Annotated in this window: 20 protein-coding genes; all 20 read left to right on the top strand. The window is 35.8% G+C overall.

Annotation, left to right across the window (positions count from 1 at the left end; genetic code table 11):
- The first annotated feature begins 38 nt into the window (after window positions 1-38).
- The 20 genes from ACXAGJ_RS19510 (at window position 39) to ACXAGJ_RS19415 (ending at window position 20826) form a co-directional block, all read left to right on the top strand.
- Window positions 39-2321 carry a TonB-dependent receptor domain-containing protein gene (locus ACXAGJ_RS19510; RefSeq protein ID WP_474842175.1) on the top strand — a complete coding sequence of 761 codons (2283 nt, stop codon included), beginning with the start codon at window positions 39-41 and terminating at the stop codon, window positions 2319-2321.
- Between the two features lie 43 nt (window positions 2322-2364).
- The gene (locus ACXAGJ_RS19505) at window positions 2365-3477 is read left to right on the top strand and encodes a PQQ-dependent sugar dehydrogenase (protein ID WP_474842173.1); all 1113 of its coding nucleotides are present in this window, start codon (window positions 2365-2367) and stop codon (window positions 3475-3477) included.
- A 34-nt stretch (window positions 3478-3511) separates the two neighbouring features.
- The gene (locus tag ACXAGJ_RS19500) at window positions 3512-3979 is read left to right on the top strand and encodes a c-type cytochrome (RefSeq protein ID WP_474842171.1); all 468 of its coding nucleotides are present in this window, start codon (window positions 3512-3514) and stop codon (window positions 3977-3979) included.
- 129 nt (window positions 3980-4108) lie between these two features.
- A complete protein-coding gene (locus ACXAGJ_RS19495; RefSeq protein WP_474842169.1) occupies window positions 4109-4858 on the top strand; it encodes a hypothetical protein in 750 nt (249 codons plus the stop codon).
- 48 nt (window positions 4859-4906) lie between these two features.
- Window positions 4907-5992 (top strand): anhydro-N-acetylmuramic acid kinase, encoded by a 1086-nt coding sequence (locus tag ACXAGJ_RS19490; protein ID WP_474842168.1) that lies wholly within the window; start codon window positions 4907-4909, stop codon window positions 5990-5992.
- 57 nt (window positions 5993-6049) lie between these two features.
- A complete protein-coding gene (gene udk / locus ACXAGJ_RS19485) occupies window positions 6050-6658 on the top strand; it encodes a uridine kinase (RefSeq protein ID WP_474842166.1) in 609 nt (202 codons plus the stop codon).
- A gap of 118 nt (window positions 6659-6776) precedes the next feature.
- Window positions 6777-7055: an FtsB family cell division protein gene (locus ACXAGJ_RS19480; protein WP_474842164.1), complete on the top strand. Its 279-nt coding sequence runs from the start codon at window positions 6777-6779 to the stop codon at window positions 7053-7055.
- Window positions 7048-8412: a methylmalonyl-CoA mutase subunit beta gene (locus ACXAGJ_RS19475; protein WP_474842162.1), complete on the top strand. Its 1365-nt coding sequence runs from the start codon at window positions 7048-7050 to the stop codon at window positions 8410-8412. Before ACXAGJ_RS19480 ends, ACXAGJ_RS19475 begins: the two co-directional genes overlap by 8 nt.
- An 86-nt stretch (window positions 8413-8498) precedes the next feature.
- Window positions 8499-9131 carry a hypothetical protein gene (locus ACXAGJ_RS19470; protein ID WP_474842160.1) on the top strand — a complete coding sequence of 211 codons (633 nt, stop codon included), beginning with the start codon at window positions 8499-8501 and terminating at the stop codon, window positions 9129-9131.
- A 119-nt stretch (window positions 9132-9250) separates the two neighbouring features.
- Window positions 9251-11383, top strand: a complete 2133-nt coding sequence (gene scpA / locus ACXAGJ_RS19465) for a methylmalonyl-CoA mutase (protein WP_474842158.1) — start codon at window positions 9251-9253, stop codon at window positions 11381-11383.
- Between the two features lie 77 nt (window positions 11384-11460).
- Entirely contained in the window at window positions 11461-12342 is an 882-nt protein-coding gene (locus tag ACXAGJ_RS19460) for an SDR family oxidoreductase (RefSeq protein WP_073315062.1), read from the top strand.
- 140 nt (window positions 12343-12482) lie between these two features.
- Window positions 12483-13247: a ParA family protein gene (locus tag ACXAGJ_RS19455; RefSeq protein ID WP_073315063.1), complete on the top strand. Its 765-nt coding sequence runs from the start codon at window positions 12483-12485 to the stop codon at window positions 13245-13247.
- A gap of 6 nt (window positions 13248-13253) precedes the next feature.
- Entirely contained in the window at window positions 13254-14165 is a 912-nt protein-coding gene (locus ACXAGJ_RS19450; RefSeq protein WP_474842155.1) for a ParB/RepB/Spo0J family partition protein, read from the top strand.
- Entirely contained in the window at window positions 14155-14784 is a 630-nt protein-coding gene (locus ACXAGJ_RS19445) for a DUF5683 domain-containing protein (protein ID WP_474842153.1), read from the top strand. Before ACXAGJ_RS19450 ends, ACXAGJ_RS19445 begins: the two co-directional genes overlap by 11 nt.
- Window positions 14785-14815: 31 nt before the next feature.
- Window positions 14816-15514, top strand: a complete 699-nt coding sequence (gene dapB / locus ACXAGJ_RS19440; RefSeq protein ID WP_474842151.1) for a 4-hydroxy-tetrahydrodipicolinate reductase — start codon at window positions 14816-14818, stop codon at window positions 15512-15514.
- A gap of 52 nt (window positions 15515-15566) precedes the next feature.
- Entirely contained in the window at window positions 15567-17135 is a 1569-nt protein-coding gene (gene lepB, locus ACXAGJ_RS19435) for a signal peptidase I (protein ID WP_474842150.1), read from the top strand.
- Window positions 17136-17177: 42 nt separating this feature from the next.
- Window positions 17178-17804 carry a WbqC family protein gene (locus ACXAGJ_RS19430; RefSeq protein ID WP_474842148.1) on the top strand — a complete coding sequence of 209 codons (627 nt, stop codon included), beginning with the start codon at window positions 17178-17180 and terminating at the stop codon, window positions 17802-17804.
- 169 nt (window positions 17805-17973) lie between these two features.
- The gene (locus tag ACXAGJ_RS19425) at window positions 17974-18204 is read left to right on the top strand and encodes an acyl carrier protein (protein ID WP_474842146.1); all 231 of its coding nucleotides are present in this window, start codon (window positions 17974-17976) and stop codon (window positions 18202-18204) included.
- The gene (locus ACXAGJ_RS19420; protein WP_474842145.1) at window positions 18183-19382 is read left to right on the top strand and encodes a cytochrome P450; all 1200 of its coding nucleotides are present in this window, start codon (window positions 18183-18185) and stop codon (window positions 19380-19382) included. Before ACXAGJ_RS19425 ends, ACXAGJ_RS19420 begins: the two co-directional genes overlap by 22 nt.
- Before the next feature lie 238 nt (window positions 19383-19620).
- Window positions 19621-20826 carry an MBOAT family O-acyltransferase gene (locus ACXAGJ_RS19415; RefSeq protein ID WP_474842143.1) on the top strand — a complete coding sequence of 402 codons (1206 nt, stop codon included), beginning with the start codon at window positions 19621-19623 and terminating at the stop codon, window positions 20824-20826.
- Window positions 20827-20838 lie beyond the last annotated feature (12 nt).

Raw genomic sequence — 20838 nt, 5'->3', positions numbered from 1 at the left:
TTTATATGCGGTTTACGATATTTGGCAAAAACTAAGATTTGAAAAAAATACTATTCCTTTTCGCTTTACTTTCTTCCATTTCTATATCTGCTCAATTTACTGCGACAGGTATCGTTATCGACAAATCTCTAAACCAACCTCTCGACAATGTCACTGTTATGGATACGATTTCCAAACAAGAAGTTGTCACTCGCATGAATGGAACGTTTCGTATTGAAACCAGCGGAATTTTAAAATTCAGTAAAAAAGGATATCAAACCCTATTCCTATCAGTTACAAAAGATCAACAGCTTACAGTTTACTTAATCCCAGACACTGCTTTGGCGTTGGATGAAGTGCTTATCAATGCTCCCTCCATCCCTATTCCCTACAAAGAAGCTACGGATGCTGTTTCTTTAGTCACCACTTCAGATATCAACCGGGGTAATACCTTAGAATTGCATCCCATTTTGAATAGAGTTCCTGGGGTGTTTATGCAAAGTGCAACACTCAATACCAATAGAATTGCTATACGCGGGATCGGAGCACGAAACCTATTTGGAACGGCAAACATTCGAACCTATTTTGGGGATATCCCGCTTACCGATGGGAATGGAGAATCTTCTATCGAAGACCTGGAACTTGGCGCATTATCAGGTATCGAAATTCACAAAGGCCCCTCTGCCAGTAGTTATGGTGTGGGTCTGGGTGGAGTGATTCTGTTGCACCCCCAATACAGCACTACTGATACGCCCGAAGGTCAAATCGAATTTACTACCGGAAGTTTTGGATTGAGACGTATCGTGGCCAAAACATCTGTAAATACCAATACTGCGAATCTAAATGTGCTATTCAGCAACAATCATAGTGATGGATACCGGGATAACAATGAATACAACCGAAATACGCTAACCGTTACCTCTCAAATTGACCTTGGGGATAAAGACCAGCTATCAATATTAGGGAGTTATATAAATCTCGAAGCCGGAATCCCAAGTTCTCTGGATCAGGAAGATTTTGATAACAACCCAAGGCAAGCTGCTTTTACCTGGGGGCGATCCCAAGCGTTTGAAGATGTAAACTATGGCATTTTGGGAGTTACCTGGAAACATGACTACACTGCTAGTTTATCTCATAACACTAGTGTGTTTACCTCTTTTAGGGACAACTACGAACCTCGTCCTTTTAATATTTTGGAAGAACAATCCACAACCATTGGAATACGCACACGAGTTTTGAGTGCAGATCCTTCGGAAAAGAATACCATATCCTGGACTGCAGGAGCCGAACTTTTTTATGATACTTATAACGGTAAGACGTTTCAAAACCTATTTGAAGATTTTCCAGTAGGTACAGGTAGTGTACAGGGAGATTTACTCTCTGATCTGGATGAAAAACGATATTTCTATAATCTTTTTGCTGAACTCAATTATCAACCTATAGAAAAATTAAGGATTAATGTAGGAGCGCATCTTAATCAAACCTTTTTTGATATCGATGATAAATTTCTACAAGACGGTGAAGATAATTCGGGAGATTTTGATTTTGATCCTATTTTTTCTCCAAAATTGGGGGTCAATTATGAAATACAACCAGAACTCATCCTTTTTGGTAATATCGCACATGGGTTCTCTACCCCTACCACTGCCGAAACCTTATTACCGGATGGTATTTTCAATCCTGATATCAAACCCGAAATTGGCTGGAACTACGAAGTGGGAATGCGTTACAAACTAATGAATAGATTGCAGGGATCTGTTTCTTTCTATACTTTGAGAGTACAAGATTTATTAGTCTCCCGAAGAACTGTAGAGGACAACTTTTTTGCCATCAATGCAGGAAAAACAACACACAACGGTATTGATGCCGAGCTTAGGTATCAACTCTTACAAAAACAAAGCCATCAGCTACATTTCTTTGCCAATATTTCTATCTATGATCACACCTTTGATGATTTTGTAGATTTGGACAACGATTTTTCTGGAAATGATGTGACTGGTATCCCTTCTGAAGTGATCAATGCAGGTCTTGACCTTACTTCCCCAAAAGGGTTCTACGGAAATATTTCCTATCAAATTGTGGGTGAGATTCCTGCCAATGATGCCAATACTGTTTATGGAGAACGATACGAACTACTACATGGTAAAATTGGATATAAAAACAATCTAGGTAATCGCCTATCCTATAACCTTTCTTTTGGCGTGAATAACATTTTGGATACCAAATACGCCTCGCAATTACAGATCAATGCTCGTGGATTTGGAGGAAATCAACCCAGATTCTTTTACCCTGGATTACCGATTAATGTCTTTGGAGGGATTAACATAAATTATAGATTATAAATGATATTTTATTGTAATTTTCGTGCTGTATAAACTATCACACATGAAATCACTCTCTTTTCTCATCGTATTACTCTTTATATTTTCGGCATGTGCGCAAGAAACTAAAGAAAATGATATCGTTCTCGAAGAGGATCCCAAAAATTATACAACAGAAATTATTGTTCCTGGTCTTCAAATCCCTTGGGGAATGGCATGGTTACCCGATGGCAGTATGCTAATCACAGAAAAAAGCGGTACATTGATTCATTTCAAAGATGGTAAAAAGGTAAACATCGCCAATGTTCCTGAAGTATACAATAGAAACCAGGGAGGTTTACTAGACATCGAGCTGCATCCAAAATACAAGGAAAATGGTTGGATTTATATCACCTATTCTTCCAAAGAAGGAACAGAAAAAGGTGGAAATACAGCCTTGATACGAGCAAAATTAAAAGATAATCAACTCACCAATATCGAAACTTTATACAAAGCGACACCAAATACCACTCGTGGCCATCATTTTGGATCTCGTATAGAGTTTGACAATGATGGATATCTATATTTTTGTATTGGAGATCGTGGTAATAGAGATGTAAACCCTCAAGATATTACCAAAGATGGTGGTAAGATCTATCGCCTTAATGATGACGGTAGCATCCCAAAAGACAATCCTTTTGTAGACCAAGCGGGAGCCAAAACTGCAATTTACTCATACGGGCATCGTAATCCGCAAGGAATGGCGCTCCACCCTGATGGTACCATTTGGGTTCATGAGCATGGACCAAGAGGTGGTGACGAGATTAACCCTATCAAAAAAGGAGTCAATTACGGTTGGCCGGTAATTACTTACGGTATTAATTATAGTGGCACAACAATTACCGATATCACTGCAAAAAAAGGAATGGAACAACCCTTATACTATTGGGTACCTTCTATTGCACCAAGCGGAATGGACTTTGTGACCAGTGATAAGTATCCAAATTGGAAAAATACAGTACTAGTGGGTTCTTTGAAATTTCAATATTTGGAACTATTACAATTGGATGGGTACCAGGTTACCAAACGACAAAAATTATTAGATGGTATGGGACGTGTACGAAATGTACGCCAAGGACCTGACGGGTTTCTGTATGCCGCTATCGAAAATCAGGGCATTGTAAAAATAATACCGTAAAACACTCATTTTATATCTCAGTAAAAATCAGAAAATGAAAAAACATATCAAGCGTCTTTTTATTTTAGAAATCGCAGTTTTTATCCTTAGCATTTCTCTTGTTGCACAGCAAAGCAAAGAGGATACAAGCTATACACAAATTGCTGTACCTGCTTTGGATCAGGATCAGGAACTCACCAAGAGTATTGCTCAGGGAAAAGAGATTTATGCTGATTTTTGCATGCAATGTCACCTTCCAGATGGAAAAGGGACTCCCAATGTATTCCCTCCTCTTGCCGGTTCGGATTGGTTGGTAGATAAACGCAAAGAAAGTATCCACTCTGTGAAATATGGACTTAATGGCCCTATCAAAGTAAACGGAAAGCCTTATAACAGCGCTATGACATCCCTGGGATTGGAAGATGAGGAGATCGTAGATGTAATGAATTACATCATGAACAGTTGGGGGAATACACAAAAGAAAATGGTGACTCTAGAAGAAGTAACGGGAATCAAACAATAGCAAATTTCTTTTTTAGATTTCATAATATAACAAATATGGCGTATCTTACGTTATGATTAGTGTATTGCATAATCCCAATCATGCAATAGAGAACTTGACCTAACAACTAGTACGACCAATTTTACTATTATGAGGTTCTCAACACTTCTTATTACTTTTTTAATCACCTTGTCCGTAAGCGCTCAAAGTTCTTATGACGAATCTCCTAATCGATATCGATTCAAATACAAATCTGAACTCTACAAAGGAACCAGACTACAGATTACCTCTCAATTGCGTAAGCTGAAAAATGATTCAAAATTCACCAATATTCCCGAAGAAATTGAACAGGAACTTCATTCTCTTTTTATAGCCACCAAAAAACAGCCTATCCCTAAGTATTATAAAAAACATGCTTATATTTTTTTGGATGCATTGTATGCTTATGAAGATTTTGCCAATATCTATGAAAACGCATTGTATCAGGTAGTAAGAAAGGTAAAAAAAGATATGTATGTGGTGGATTTTAAGTTTGAAAGGCAATTTACCAAGGCCAAAGTAACTTTGGATCGTTATATGAAAGAAGATTATTCTGATATAGAAAGGTTTGACCAGCTCAAAAAAGAATTAATCGATAGCCAAACCAAATTAGCCAGCCATCGATGGATGAAAGGAAAGTTCGAGAACTATGATACCATCGAAATTGTAAAACACCCTGACGAACTTATGGGGGCGTTCAAAAAATCCGCAGCTGTTCATGTCTATAGACTATACAATGATAACAACATTGCAGCCATAAAACCTTATCTCGAAAACCAAATCATTGATTTTTATTACAAAAAATCATTGCCCGAGATCAATCCGGAATCCTTCGATCTGCAATACATTACCAAAATATAGCAGGCAAAGAAGATCAAATCCTTAAAATTATTTTGTTAGTTTGTACGTATGGATAACTCCCCTCGCACATACAAAGTATTAGGATTAATGTCTGGAACTTCTCTAGACGGATTAGATATTGCGTATTGTCACTTTACCAAAAATGATCATGGTTGGACTTTTTCTATCGAAAAAACAAGTGATATCGCTTATTCGCAAACCTTAAAGCAAAAACTAAAAAATGCAATCCATTTAAGTGCGGTACAACTGTTGGCATTTCATAACGAATACGGCAATTGGTTAGGAAATCAATCCAAAGCCTTTATCGCCCAACATCATCTTGATGTGGATTTTATCTGTAGCCATGGGCACACCGTTTTTCACCAGCCTGATATTGGTCTGACTTATCAAATTGGATCTGGTCAACATTTGGCAAATGCTTCAGGACAAAAAGTTATTTGTGATTTCAGGACTAACGATGTGATTCATGGTGGACAAGGGGCTCCTCTGGTTCCAATCGGAGATCAATTGTTATTTAGTGAGTATGACTTTTGTCTCAATTTGGGTGGGATCAGTAATGTTTCGTTTCAGCATCAAAACAAAAGAATCGCTTACGACATCTCTCCGGCCAATATGCTACTCAATCATATTTGCAAATCCATCAATCTGGAATATGATAAAGGAGGAAAAATAGCAGCTACAGGTATGGTAAACGCCGAGTTTTTCGAGAACCTAAATGTATTGGATTATTACAAACAACCTTTTCCTAAATCTTTGGGTTATGAGTGGTTTGAAGAACAAGTGATTCCTATCATCAACAACATCAAAGATACGCCTACCAACCTTTTGCATACTGCTGTTCATCATATAGCGTTTCAAATTGCCAACGAGATCAAGAAAGTAAAAAAGGCTAATCCGAAAATGCTAATCACAGGAGGCGGTGCAAAAAATGAATATCTGATTAAAGTGCTTAGCCAAAAGTTAGAGGGTATTGTTAGTATTGACATTCCCCCCACTGTAATCATAGATTTTAAAGAGGCTATGATTTTTGGTTTTTTGGGGGTTTTGAAAGATCGTAACGAAGTAAACTGCCTAAAATCAGTGACCGGGGCTACTCGGGATTCTTCTTCCGGAGTTATTTACAATCCGGCATGAAAATTTTATGACGAAGATTAAATCGCATTCTTTAAATTTGCCGAAAAATAAAGTATAATGTTAATTATTGGTATTGCCGGAGGAACTGGCTGCGGAAAGACTACGGTTGTGAATCAAATCGTGAATGAACTTCCAGAAAACGAAGTATGCGTCATTTCGCAAGATTCCTATTATAAAGACACCAGTCATCTTTCTTATGACGAACGAGTTCAGATTAATTTTGACCATCCTCAATCAATTGATTTTGAGTTATTGGGACAGCATCTGATGGCTCTAAGAAAAGGAGAAACTATAGAACAGCCGGTGTATTCTTTTGTAGAACACAATAGAACCGGAGAAACCATTTCTACAAAACCTAGTAAAGTAATCATTGTAGAAGGTATTCTGATTCTTACCAATCCTGAAATCAGAAACATGTTCGATATAAAAATTTATGTGCATACGGATAGTGATGAAAGATTGATACGACGATTAAAAAGAGATATTGCAGAACGGGGTCGGGATATGGACGAAGTTTTGGATAGATACCAAAACACACTCAAACCCATGCACCAACAATTTATTGACCCTACCAAAGAATTTGCTGACTTGATTATCCCAAATAATCATTACAACAATGTAGCTGTTGATATTGTTCGTACGATTATTAAAGAACGCTTGAATTAACTTTTGTACCTTTACACCAATATTATTCTTACACCGATTGAAGCTAAAAAGTTATTTTCAGAAATTAAAAAACAAACCGGCACTTATACCGATTTTTGCCATATTTCTCAATAAATATGTGCTAATTATATTGCTTTTTGTGATCTGGATGCTTTTTCTGGATACCAACTCCTGGCTTATACATCGCGAACTGGATGAAGAAATCCAGGAACTCGAGAACAACAAAGAATATTATATCAAAGAAATTGTAAAAGATCAAAAGGATATCAAAACCCTTAAAGATAGCAGTGAGCTAGAAAAATTTGCTCGAGAAGAGTATTTTATGAAACGTGACGATGAAGAAATTTATATCATCGAATATGAAGACAGCTTACCCAAAAACAAAAAAGATGACTAAATCTCTATTTGAAAGTTTCGATGAAGTTTCTGCAAAGCAATGGAAACAAAAAATTCAGTTTGATTTAAAAGGAGCAGATTATAACGAAGCCTTAATTTATAAGTCTTTAGAAAGTATAGATATCAAACCTTTTTACAATGAAGAGGATATCATAGATATAGATCATACGATTGCTCATCCTACCCACTGGAAAAATTCGATTCGGATAGAAGTTGAAGATGCCAATACTGGAAATCAAAAAGTTGAGGATGCTTTGAAAAAAGGGGCAGAAAGTATCTTTTTTGTGATTACCAAGGAACAAGTAGATCCTGCTACCCTATTTCAAAACATTACCAAGGGAACTCCTGTTTTTGTACAAACCCGCTTTCTTTCTGAAGCATATATACAAAGCATCGAGAGCATTTCAAAAGAACAGCAACTGGATATTTATATCCTTACGGATATCATCAATCAACTGGCAGAAACTGGAAATTGGTTTAATAACCTTAACCAGGACCATGAAGCCTTAGAACAAATAGCAAAAAGTGATACTTCAAAAAGTTGTATTAGCATAGATACCGGATTGTACCAGAATGCTGGTGCGACCATGATACAACAACTCGCTTATGGTCTGGCTCATGCCAACGAGTACCTGAATTATTTTGACAATAAGGAGCAAAATCCGTTCAAACGGTCCAAAGTTGTATTCAAAGTAGCCATTGGTGGTAATTACTTCTTTGAAATTGCTAAATTACGTGCATTGCGATTACTTTGGAAATCTCTGGCTCCAGCATACGGGGCAATAAAAGATTGTACCATTATAGCTTATCCTTCTCATCGTAACAAAACTATCCTAGACTATAATGTGAACATGTTACGTACCACTACTGAGTGTATGAGTGGGATCTTGGGAGGGGCAGATTTCATTTACAACCTCCGTTATGATGACATTTACAATCTGGATAACGATTTTGGAACCCGAATTTCTTTGAATCAATTATTAATTTTAAAGAACGAAAGTTATTTTGATCTTGTAGAGAATCCTGCTTCAGGATCTTATTATATCGAAAGCTTAACCAATCAGTTGGCAGAAAAAGCACTTTCTTTGTTTAAAGATATCGAAGAAAACGGTGGATTTTTGCATCAGCTTAAATCGGGTACCATCCAGAAAAAAATAAAAGAATCTGCAAAAAAAGAGCAGGAACTTTTTGATCAGGAAAAAATTGTTCTTACTGGAACTAACAAGTATAAAAATCAGGAAGAAACGGCACCTACATTTCAAAAATCTGTCTTTTCAGAAAGAAATGTAAGAAAAACCCTTCTTGAACCAGTGATAAAACGGCGATTAAGCGAGATTATGGAGAAAAATATGCATTAAAACGTTAATATTTACTAACAAATTGTTAACTTGCATACATAATTATAAATTTTAGCCTATACACTAACATTACTAAATCTAAATCAATGCCCCTAAAGATTGGATCTAGGATCTTCGTCATCTGCTTGATCGTATCCGCCCAAATTTCATCTGCACAATCAAGATATTATTGTCATGATGTAGATGACTCTGGAATTATCAAAAGAGCATACGAATCTTTTGAAAAGGATATTTTTACTCACTACAAGTTTGGCACAGATTCTATAAAGACCTATAGAACATTTCTAGCAGAAGTGGCCAGTTTGTCTATTGACCTCAGAAAGTTGCCTTCAGAAAGGTCTATTCAGTTAGCACGTCAATTCAAGAAAGTAGCCAACAACAAAAACTCCATTTGGATCAAACTAAGCGAATACGAAAATCATGAAGCGTATAGAAAATCATATCCCACTACTAGTGCTAACAAAAAAAATGAAGAAGAAATTCTAATATTTAACTATCGTGGTGGTTTTATACAATGCTTAAAAAATTCTAGTGATAGTGATGATTTTCAGGAGATCGTAAATGCATTAGAACTGGATGGAAATGTAAGCACTTCTTTGATTGCTCAAAAGATTTATTATATCCCGGATAAAGAATTCCGCGGAGTAGAAATAAAGAACTTCATCGCTTTTGATATTTACTATTCTATTCTTATGGTGATCGAAAAAGCTTTTGGTTGATTTTTCAGTATTTTCAATTCTGAAAGTAAATCAGACACCTTTTTTGAATAAAAATCACTTTTAAAAGCTTAATTTTATGGCCTGTTTAATTTTTTTATGGCAAACGGGTTAAATTGGCAATGAGTAGAAAAGACATACAACATATACAACTATCCAAAGAAACATCAACAACCAATACTCCAACAGTTAACACTTTTACTACGTCTGAAGGTATTGAAATTAAATCTTCATACGTCAATAGTGATATCGAAAACCTTGAACACCTCAATTTTAGTGCAGGTATAGCGCCTTATCTAAGAGGTCCTTATTCTACCATGTACGTTCGACGTCCATGGACAATTAGGCAATATGCGGGTTTCTCGACTGCTGAAGAAAGTAATGCATTTTACAGAAGAAATCTGGCAGCTGGACAAAAAGGACTGTCTGTAGCATTTGATTTGGCTACACACCGAGGTTATGATAGTGATCATGAACGTGTAGTTGGTGATGTAGGAATGGCTGGAGTAGCTATAGATACTGTAGAAGACATGAAAGTGCTCTTCGATCAGATTCCGCTGGATAAAATGTCGGTATCGATGACTATGAATGGAGCTGTACTGCCCATCATGGCCTTTTATATTGTTGCTGCAGAAGAACAAGGCGTGGATAAAAACCTACTTTCTGGTACCATTCAAAATGATATCCTGAAAGAGTTTATGGTGAGAAATACATATATCTATCCTCCTACTCCATCGATGCGGATTATTAGTGATATTTTTAAGTATTGCTCTGCCAATATGCCAAAATTCAACCCGATTAGTATTTCGGGCTATCATATGCAAGAAGCTGGTGCTACCTGTGATATTGAACTAGCATATACCCTAGCAGATGGATTAGAATATATTCGTAAAGGTATAGAAGCAGGTTTGGATGTAGATTCTTTTGCACCGAGACTGTCTTTCTTTTGGGCTATAGGAATGAATCATTTTATGGAAATTGCGAAAATGAGAGCTGCTCGTATGCTATGGGCCAAACTCATACAGCAATTTAATCCTAAAAACCCTAAATCATTGATGCTCCGCACCCATTGTCAAACCAGTGGTTGGAGTCTCACTGCACAAGATCCTTTCAATAACGTGGCAAGAACTTGTATCGAAGCTAGTGCTGCGGCTTTTGGAGGAACACAGAGTTTGCATACCAATGCTTTGGATGAAGCGATTGCATTACCGACGGACTTCTCTGCTAGAATTGCAAGAAATACGCAGATCTTTTTGCAAGAGGAAACACTGATCACCCGCACAGTAGATCCATGGGCTGGAAGTTACTATGTAGAATCACTTACCAATGATATTGCTGAAAAAGCTTGGAAACTGATAGAAGAAGTAGAAGAACTTGGTGGAATGACCAAAGCGATTGAGGCAGGTATCCCAAAAATGAGAATCGAAGAAGCAGCTACGCGCAAGCAAGCGCGTATTGATAGTGAACAAGACCTTATTATTGGTGTAAACAAATACCGACTAGAGGAAGAAGAAGCCATCAGCACCCTTAAAGTAGATAATCAAGCGGTTCGTAATCAACAGTTAGAGAGTCTTAAAAAAGTAAAAAACTCAAGGGACGAACAAAAAGTACAACAAGCACTTGAGAATTTAACTACTGGTGCTGCAGATGATGATCAAAATTTGTTAGCTTTAGCAGTGGAAGCTGCCAGATTGAGAGCTACACTAGGAGAAATCAGTGATGCCTTGGAGAAGAAATTTGGTAGACATAAAGCAGAAATAAAATCGTTTACAGGAGTGTACGCCAAAGAAATAAAAAATGATGAGTCTTTTGACAAAGCAAGAAATTTAGCCAACAAATTTGCGGAGCTAGAAGGACGTAGACCACGTATTATGATTGCCAAAATGGGTCAGGATGGTCATGACCGAGGCGCCAAGGTAGTCGCTACTGGGTATGCCGATGTAGGCTTTGATGTAGATATTGGTCCACTTTTTCAAACTCCAAAAGAAGCAGCAAAGCAAGCCGTAGAAAACGATGTACACATCGTTGGAGTATCTTCATTAGCAGGTGGTCATAAAACGCTAGTACCTCAAATTGTAGAAGAACTCAAAAAATACGGAAGAGAAGATATCATGATTATTGTAGGTGGTGTAATTCCTCCTGATGATTATGACTTTCTTTTTGATGCAGGAGCAGTGGCGGTATTTGGCCCAGGTACAAAGATTAGTAACGCAGCGATCACTATTTTAGAAATTCTAATTTCTACTTTTGAATAAACACAAAATACTATGCATGCATAGTTTTTCAGGAATAATATCGTAACTTCCCCAAAATATAGAAATTACATATACCAATGAGTTATACAGACAAAATGCTTCGTGATGGAGCTTTAGAAGGAAAAAATATCGTTGTTACTGGTGGAGGTAGCGGACTAGGAAAATCCATGACTAAGTACTTTTTAGAACTTGGTGCAAAGGTAGCTATCACTTCTCGTAATCTTGAAAAATTACAGACCACTGCCAAAGAGCTTGAGGACGAGACTGGCGGCACTTGCCTTCCCCTTCAGTGTGATGTGAGACATATCGATCAAGTGGAAGCTATGAGAGATGCCGTGATTAAAGAGTTTGGTTCTGTGGACATATTGTTAAACAATGCTGCAGGAAACTTCATTTCTCCTACCGAGCGTTTATCAGCAAATGCATTTGATACCATTATTGATATTGTACTTAAAGGAACCAAAAACTGCACTTTGGCTTTTGGTAAACACTGGATCGATACAAAATATAGAAATACTGTTGTATTAAATATCGTAACTACCTACGCCTGGACAGGATCTGCATATGTAGTACCAAGTGCTACGGCAAAAGCTGGTGTTCTGGCTATGACAAGATCATTAGCTGTAGAGTGGGCAAAGTATGGTATGCGTTTCAACGCTATCGCACCTGGACCATTCCCTACCAAAGGGGCCTGGGATCGTTTGATGCCGGATGAGCTTAAAGAAAAGTTAGATATTACCAAACAAGTACCGTTAGGAAGAGTGGGTAATCATCAAGAATTAGCTAATCTTGCGGCATATCTAGTGTCTGACTTTTCTGCTTATGTTAATGGTGAGGTAATGACTATTGATGGTGGAGAATGGCTTAAAGGGGCTGGAGAGTTTAACATGCTAGAGCTAGTACCCGAACAGATGTGGGATATGCTAGAGGCTTCCATCCGATCAAAAAACAAGAAATAAGTAGTTATTAACAATTCATAAATTACTCAGGACCATTTGCAAAGGCAAATGGTCCTTTTTTGTCCATACTGTTAACATTTTTCATTTTTATAATATATAATAAATCGTATTTTTATCGCTTAAAAACCAAATCTCCCCAAATGGGTAAAATAATAGCGATTGCCAATCAAAAAGGAGGTGTAGGAAAGACTACCACCTCAGTTAATTTAGCAGCTTCTCTAGGTGTTCTGGAGAAGAAAGTGTTACTAATCGATGCAGATCCTCAGGCTAATGCTACCTCAGGACTAGGTCTTGATGTAGAAAGTGTCGAAAATGGAACGTATCAGATTCTTGAGCATACCATAAAACCCCAGGAAGCAATTTTGGAGACTACCTCTCCGAATGTACATATTATTCCTGCACATATTGATCTGGTAGCAATCGAAATTGAACTTGTAGATAAGGATGATCGAGAGTATATGATGAAAAAGGCTATCGAAGAGTTGCGATCAGAATATGATTATATTTTAATTGATTGTGCTCCATCGTTAGGACTTTTGACGCTAAATGCACTGACTGCTGCAGATTCGGTGATGATCCCTATACAGTGTGAATATTTTGCACTAGAAGGACTTGGTAAATTGTTGAATACAATAAAAAGTGTACAAAAAGTACACAACACCAATCTGGATATCGAAGGATTGTTATTAACCATGTATGATTCTAGATTGCGTTTATCTAATCAAGTGGTAGAAGAAGTACAGAAGCACTTTAATGAGATGGTTTTTAAAACAATCATCCAGCGAAATATTCGTTTAAGTGAAGCCCCAAGTTATGGAGAGAGTATTATCAATTACGACGCAGCTAGTAAAGGAGCTAGTAATTATTTAAGTTTGGCGCACGAAATTATAAAGAAAAATAGTTAAGGATACATGGCGAAGGCAACAAAAAAACAGGCATTAGGAAGAGGTCTATCTGCACTCTTGAAAGATCCGGAAAATGATATCAAATCCGTTGATGATAAAAATGCGGATAAGGTTGTAGGAAATATCATAGAGCTTGATCTGGAAAGTATTGATGTAAACCCTTTTCAGCCGCGTACAAGTTTTAATGATGAAACATTACGCGAGTTAGCAACTTCTATTAAAGAAGTTGGGGTAATCCAGCCTATTACGGTACGAAAATTAGATTTTAACAGCTATCAGCTGGTTAGTGGAGAACGCCGTTTCCGCGCTTCAAAATTGGCAGGTTTAAAAACAATACCTGCGTATATACGAATTGCCAACGATCATGAGTCTTTGACCATGGCTTTGGTAGAAAATATTCAGAGACAGGATCTTGACCCTATCGAAATCGCTTTGTCTTACCAACGTTTGATTGATGAAATCAGTTTAACTCAAGAACAGTTAAGTGATCGCGTAGGTAAAAAAAGATCGACTATTGCCAACTATTTGAGATTACTAAAACTGGATCCTATAGTTCAAACGGGTATGCGTGATGGTTTTATCTCTATGGGTCATGGACGTGCTTTGATCAATCTGGAGAATCAACAACAACAGTTGGACATCTATGAGAAAGTAATTGGAAAAGGGCTTTCGGTTCGTGAAACAGAAAAATTGGTAAAATCCTTAAAGGACCCTTCTGAAAATTCAACTACTGAATCCAATACAACTCCTTCACAGTTACCAAAAGATATTGCAAAAGGAGTAAAAGAGTTTTCTGAATATTTTGGCGCAAAAATTGATGTAAAAGTTTCCAGTAAAGGAAGTGGTAAATTGATTATACCTTTTTCTTCTCAAGAGGATTTTAACCGGTTAAAGAAACTCATCAATAGTGAAAATTAAACATTGTTATATCATTTTTTTTGTACTCTTCTCTTTTCATACCGCAGTTGCGCAAGAAGAGAATGAAGAACTAAAAGTTACTACTGAAGAAGTAGCTGTCAAAAAGAAAAAAAGAGATAGAAAAAAGGAAAGAAGGGAAAAGAGAATTCAACCTTACGAACCTTTAGCTCCTGCCAGAGCCGCTTTTTACTCTGCTGTACTTCCTGGTTTGGGCCAAGCATACACCAAAAAATATTGGAAAATCCCTATTGTATATGCTGCCATAGGTACCGGAATTTATTTTTACCTCGATAACAATAGAAATTATAACGATTTTAGAGATATTTTTAAAAGACGATTAGCAGGTTTTACCGATGACCGTTTTATTAACCAGCAAACCGGTGAAATACTAGTTTCCAACGAGCAGCTTATATCGTTACAAGAACGTTTTAGAAGAGATCAAGAGCTATCATTATTACTGACTGTTGCGGCATATTTATTAAACATAGTTGACGCTAACGTTACCGCTCATTTACAACAATATAATATTACAGACGATCTTTCACTAAAACCAGGAATAAATTTTAACGAATTTGATCTTACTCCCAATTATGGGGTTACTTTGAACTTTAATTTTTAAGATCAATTCATTTTTATAATAACCAACACACATGAAAATTGCATTACTAGGATATGGCAAGATGGGTAAAACCATTGAAAAAATAGCAACAGAAAGGGGCCATACCATAGTACTTAAAGTAGATAAAGACGATTCTAATTATGATCTATCTCAAGCTGATGTGGCTATCGACTTTAGTATCCCAACAGCGGCGGTGACCAATATTTCTAATTGTTTTGAGGCTGGGGTACCCGTGGTTTCGGGAACCACAGGATGGCTTGATCATTATGAAGAAATGATCTCCTTATGTAAGGAAAAAAAGGGCGCTTTTATTTATGCTTCTAACTATAGTTTGGGTGTCAATCTTTTCTTCGAACTCAATAAAAAGCTAGCAAAAATGATGAATCCTGTAGAAGGATATTCAATAGCTATGGAAGAAATTCATCACACTCAAAAATTAGATGCACCAAGTGGAACAGCTATCACACTTGCAGAAGGAATCATAGACAATACTAATAAAACAGGATGGCAATTGGATCAAGGAGACCAAAACACTATACCTATTGTTGCCAAAAGAATAGAACAAGTTCCTGGCACACATACCGTTACTTATTCTTCTGAAGTAGATGATATAGAGATTACTCATACCGCTCATAACCGACATGGTTTCGCTTTAGGTGCGGTGGTTGCAGCAGAATGGCTGAAGGATAAAACCGGTATTTTCGGAATGAAAGACGTTTTAGGTCTATAAAAACGTAACACTTTTCCAATATAGGGTACATATACTAAAAAAATAAATACTTATGGCGCTCACAGAATGGCTTATATTTTTCCTAGTACTTCAGGTGATTCACTTTCTAGGAACCTGGAAATTATACACAAAAGCGGGTAGAAAAGCTTGGGAAGCTATTGTTCCTATTTACAACGCAGTAGTTTTGACAAAGATCATCAATAGACCGTGGTGGTGGGTTATTCTACTATTTATACCTGTTATCAATGTCATTATGCTTCCTGTGATTTGGGTAGAAACTATCAGAAGTTTTGGTAGAAACTCCACAACAGATACCATTCTGGTTGTTGTAACTCTTGGGTTTTATATATTTTATATAAACTACGCTCAAGATGTAACATACATTGAAAACCGAAGCCTAAAGCCTAGAACTTCAACAGGAGAATGGATAAGTTCCATTTTGTTTGCAGTAGTAGCTGCTACTATTGTACATACATATTTTATGCAGCCATATACTATTCCTACAGGTTCATTAGAAAGAACATTGCTGGTTGGTGACTTTTTGTTTGTAAGTAAATTTCATTACGGAGCGCGCACTCCTATGACTGCAGTTTCTTTTCCTATGGTACATGACACCATACCATTAGTAAAGACAAAATCCTATGTAAGTAAGCCACAATATCCATATTTCAGACTTCCTGGTTTTCAGAAAATAAAACGTAATGATATTGTAGTATTTAGCTGGCCAATAGATACGGTTCGTTTTTTTAGAGATCGATCCAAAAAAAGCTACTACAAACCTATTGATAAGAAATCAAACTATGTGAAGCGCTGTGTAGGTGTACCTGGTGATTCTTTGTCGGTAGTTGATGGATATGTACATATCAATGGCGAAAAAAATGTGTTACCAGAAAGAGCACAACTACAGTTTTCTTATTTTGGAAATACTAAGGGCAGTGGTTTTAATCCTCAAAACCTTTACGATCGTTATAAAATCAAACCCAATGAATTTGGGTATAACAATACTCAGTTTAGTGCGGTAGGTCTTACAGAAAGTGCTGCTGCAAGGTTTAAAAACCATCAAAACGTTGCTTCTATAGAACGTGTTGTAACTCCTAAAGGGCAAAAAGATCCTAGTATTTTCCCGAACAATGGAAAAGTAAATTGGAATAACGATAATTTTGGTCCTATCTATATTCCTGAGGCTGGCAAAACAGTGAAGATGGATCTGAAGAGTTTCTCTTTATATCGCAGAATTATTGAAGTATATGAAGGCTCTGAAATGGGTATAGATAATAAACTTTCCGTAAACGGAACTCAAGTGCTACTTAATGGAAAACCACTAGATTCTTACACCTTTAAGCAGGATTATTACTGGATGATGGGAGACAATCGTCATAACAGTGAGGATAGCCGTGTATGGGGTTATGTCCCTGCCAATCATGTAGTAGGAAAACCAGTTTTTGTATGGTTCAGCTGGGATTCTAATGCCAAGGGACTATTGAATAAAATAAGATGGGATCGCATGTTTACTACTGTTGGAGGTAGCGGAGAACCTGTATCTTATTTTAAATACTTCTTGATCCTATTGGCAGGATGGATTATTTATAATCAGTACCGAAAAAGAAAAAAAGGAGCTTAAACCACAGAAACTAAGTTCTTCCAAATTTTAACTGTCAAGGCATTGAAAAAAGTTTTGTTACACCCTATGTATTTTGGCTCTATAGCGCAATATGTTGCTTTGGTACAGGCTGATGATGTTATTTTCGAAAATGAAGATAACTATCAAAAACAAACCTACCGTAATCGCACATACATTTATGGAGCTAATGGAAAGCTACTTTTAACCATACCCATAAAACATACGGGAAAGGCAGGAAGACAATTGTACAAGGACGTACGTATTGAAAACGATTTTAGCTGGCAGACGTTACATTGGAAATCCTTGGAAACAGCATATAGAACCTCTCCTTTTTTTGAATACTACGAAGATGAACTCACTCCCCTTTTCGAAAAAAAGAAAGAGTTTTTATTAGATTTTAATTTCGAGTGTTTTCAAGTACTTCAGGATTGTTTACAATTAGACACTTCTTTTACAAAAACCTCCGAATATCAAGAACAACCAGCAAGTCATCTGGACCTGAGAAATTTGGTGGTTGCCAAAAAAGAAAAACCGTACGATTTGGAATCTTATATCCAAGTGTTTGGCGACAAACATGGTTTTATCCCCAATCTTTCAATATTAGACTTACTTTTTAATGAAGGCACCAATGCCTTAACCTATTTAGAAAATCAGTCCATTATTTATTAAAATCTGCATCATCACAAATTCTTTTTATTTATTTTGTAATTACAATTTACATTTTCAATACTACCGGCTCAGTTTAACCATTCAAAATGGTTCATTATCAAATTATAATTATAAATTCACTCCGTAGTAACATCAGATTTAAACACTAAATAAACCAAAACACATTATAATGGATATAAAATTATGGCTTAGAGAAAAAATTGCAGAAGAGACAGAATTACCAATAGAAGAAATATCATACAATGAAGAGTTCACAAACTTCAGCATGGATTCTTTATCTATGTTAACTCTGGCTTTTGATCTAGAAGGAAAATTAGATATTCAAGAAATTGATCCTACAGTTTTTTCCGAATATAACACCATAAACAAGCTTGTAGAATGGATAGAAAATCAGAAATAATTTGGAATCCCTATACCAAAGGCTATTTTCAAAACCCATATGATCATCTTAAAGATTGTAGAGAGAAGAATCCTATTCACAAAGGAGCTCATAAAGAGTGGATATTTTTTAAATACAGTGATGTAAGTAAAATTGTGCGGTCAAATGAATATGAAGTATCAGAATTAAGCTCTTATTTCAATCAAAAAGAACCCTACATCTTTAAAAATACGGATATGTGTCCATATCTATCCAAAGGCACAAAAAAATGGACAATGTATTTAAATGGTGATGATCATAAAAATTTAAGATCAGTAATGGGAAAATCATTTAAAGAATTTGATTTGGACCCTATTATCATCCAATCTATGGGCATTTTAAATGATCGTTATAAAGCTCATAGTACTATAGATTTGGTTGAATATTGTGCTTATTTTATTTTTTTAGTTACTGAGAAACTTTTCGGGATTAAAAATTATGAGAGTTTCGAACATGTCAAAAAATACTCAAACATGTTGGCCCGAAGCCAGGATATATTTATTCCTAAACAAATATATCAGCAAATTAATTCGTGGTTTTTATGGGGTAAGGATATATTTCACGATTCGAGTTATAAAGAGAATATCAAATTTTATGCTAATCAATTAAATTTGGACTATTCTGATGAGGATATCTATTCTATTATGTCCATATCTGTTATGGCAGCTTTTGAAACTTCAAAAGATAACCTTACCATGGCTTTGTTTGAAATACTAAAAGACAAAGAGCTCATAGCCTATGTAATGGATAGCGACTTAAAACAATTAAATCTATTAATCGAAGAATTATTTAGGTTTTCCTCCCCTCTCCAATACACGATAAGAGTTAATAAAGAAGTAATGGAGTTTAACGATCTTGTTATTCCTGAAGGCTCGAGATTGTATCTTAGTCTCGCTAGCGCTAATCGCGACCCTGAATTCTTTTCTAATCCTAATAAAATAATTCCAGATAGAACACCAAATGATCACCTGGCATTTGGAGGAGGACATCATTTTTGCCTTGGAGCTCAAATATCAAGACAAGAAATGAGAAGTTGTCTTAAACCCATGATCAGTTTTTTGAAAAATTTTGAAATAGATCATTCTTATGAAGTGAAATGGGCCAAGCAAATTTTTATGCGCACCGTACACTCAATGAAGATCAAATCGATCATCAATTAAACAGGTATGATTACTCTTTAACAATGAGGAAAACACCTAAAAAACGACTATAAATTAAATGATAGAGTTCAATTTATTATTGATCTTTTTATATGTAATTAGTTCTGTCGCACTCACCTTCTTTTTCTCAAAAGAAAAAAGATGGAAAGGGCTTTTAATAACTAGCTTACTATTTTACTTTGTCTTAACTGGATACAAAATATTCATTTTAATTTTTATAGCATTACTTGTCTATTTAATGGGATTCGCAATACATCGCAAGCGTTCTAACATTAAGTTTTCTGTTTTTCTTATTCTGATCCCTCTAATCCTATCAAAAACATTTGGTTCAGGTTTTCATTTCGAAGATTATTCCTCAAAGGGAATGGAACTATTAAATTGGTTCAAATGGTCATCCGTTCTGGAAATAATCGGGCTTTCTTACTTTACTTTTAATGCTCTGAGTTATTTAATAGATATCAAAAGAAAATATATCGAACCTGAAAAAAACTTCTTTATCATACTGCTCTATCTGATTTATTTTCCTATCATTTTTTCAGGACCATTACAAAGGGCTAAAAATTTGATTCCACAATTTAAAAACATAGATATAACAAATGAATCTATTTCTAGGGGAACACGTCTTATTCTTTGGGGGCTATTCAAAAACATCATAATCGCTCAAAGATTATTCATCCTTTTAGAACAGTTCTTAAATACCGAAATTAGTGGTGCGTATTATTTTATATTAGGACTACTATTCTTTCTTTATCTCTATTGTAATTTTAGTTCATTCATAAATATATTTCAGGGTATATCTCAAATTTTTAATATTGAATTAAAGGACAATTTTAAGAATAGAGTTTATTTTTCATCATCGAGACAAGAGTTTTGGAAAGGATGGCATATCACTTTAAATGAGTGGTTTAGAGATTATTTCTTTTTTGTGATTGCGAGGTACGATAGAAAAAGAAAATATCTAGATGTAATACTACTTTCAACGTTTATTTTAATTGCACTATGGCACGAGTTTAGCACTACATTACTTTTATGGGGTCTAATGAACGGACTATGGATTATTCTTGAAAAAAAAGTCAATTTAAAAAAACTACCATTTCCAAAATTAAGAAAGGCAACTGGTTTCATGTACCATCTGGCATTCTCATGTATTCTAGCCCTAATTTTTATCTCTCCAGATATTTCATTTTTACTGGAAAAGATCTTTTTAACTCCGTCGTACTTTCCATTAGAAAAAATTAAAGTCAATTGGGCCAGTATCGTAATTGTGCTATTTTCTCTTTTTGTAATGGATTATCATTACTACAAAGCTAAAAGTATGAGATTTGATCTTTACTTAGAAAACAAACCGATAATCAATCGATGGTTTATTTATCTAAAACTCACATTAATCATCTTACTGTTTGGCTTAGTCGCCGGCGTAGATAATTACTACACGTTATTTTAATATTTTATTACA

The organism is Aquimarina sp. AWH4_224 (assembly GCF_056160245.1).
Note: the sequence above shows the minus strand (reverse complement) of the source record. Positions and strands in the feature narration are given on the sequence as shown.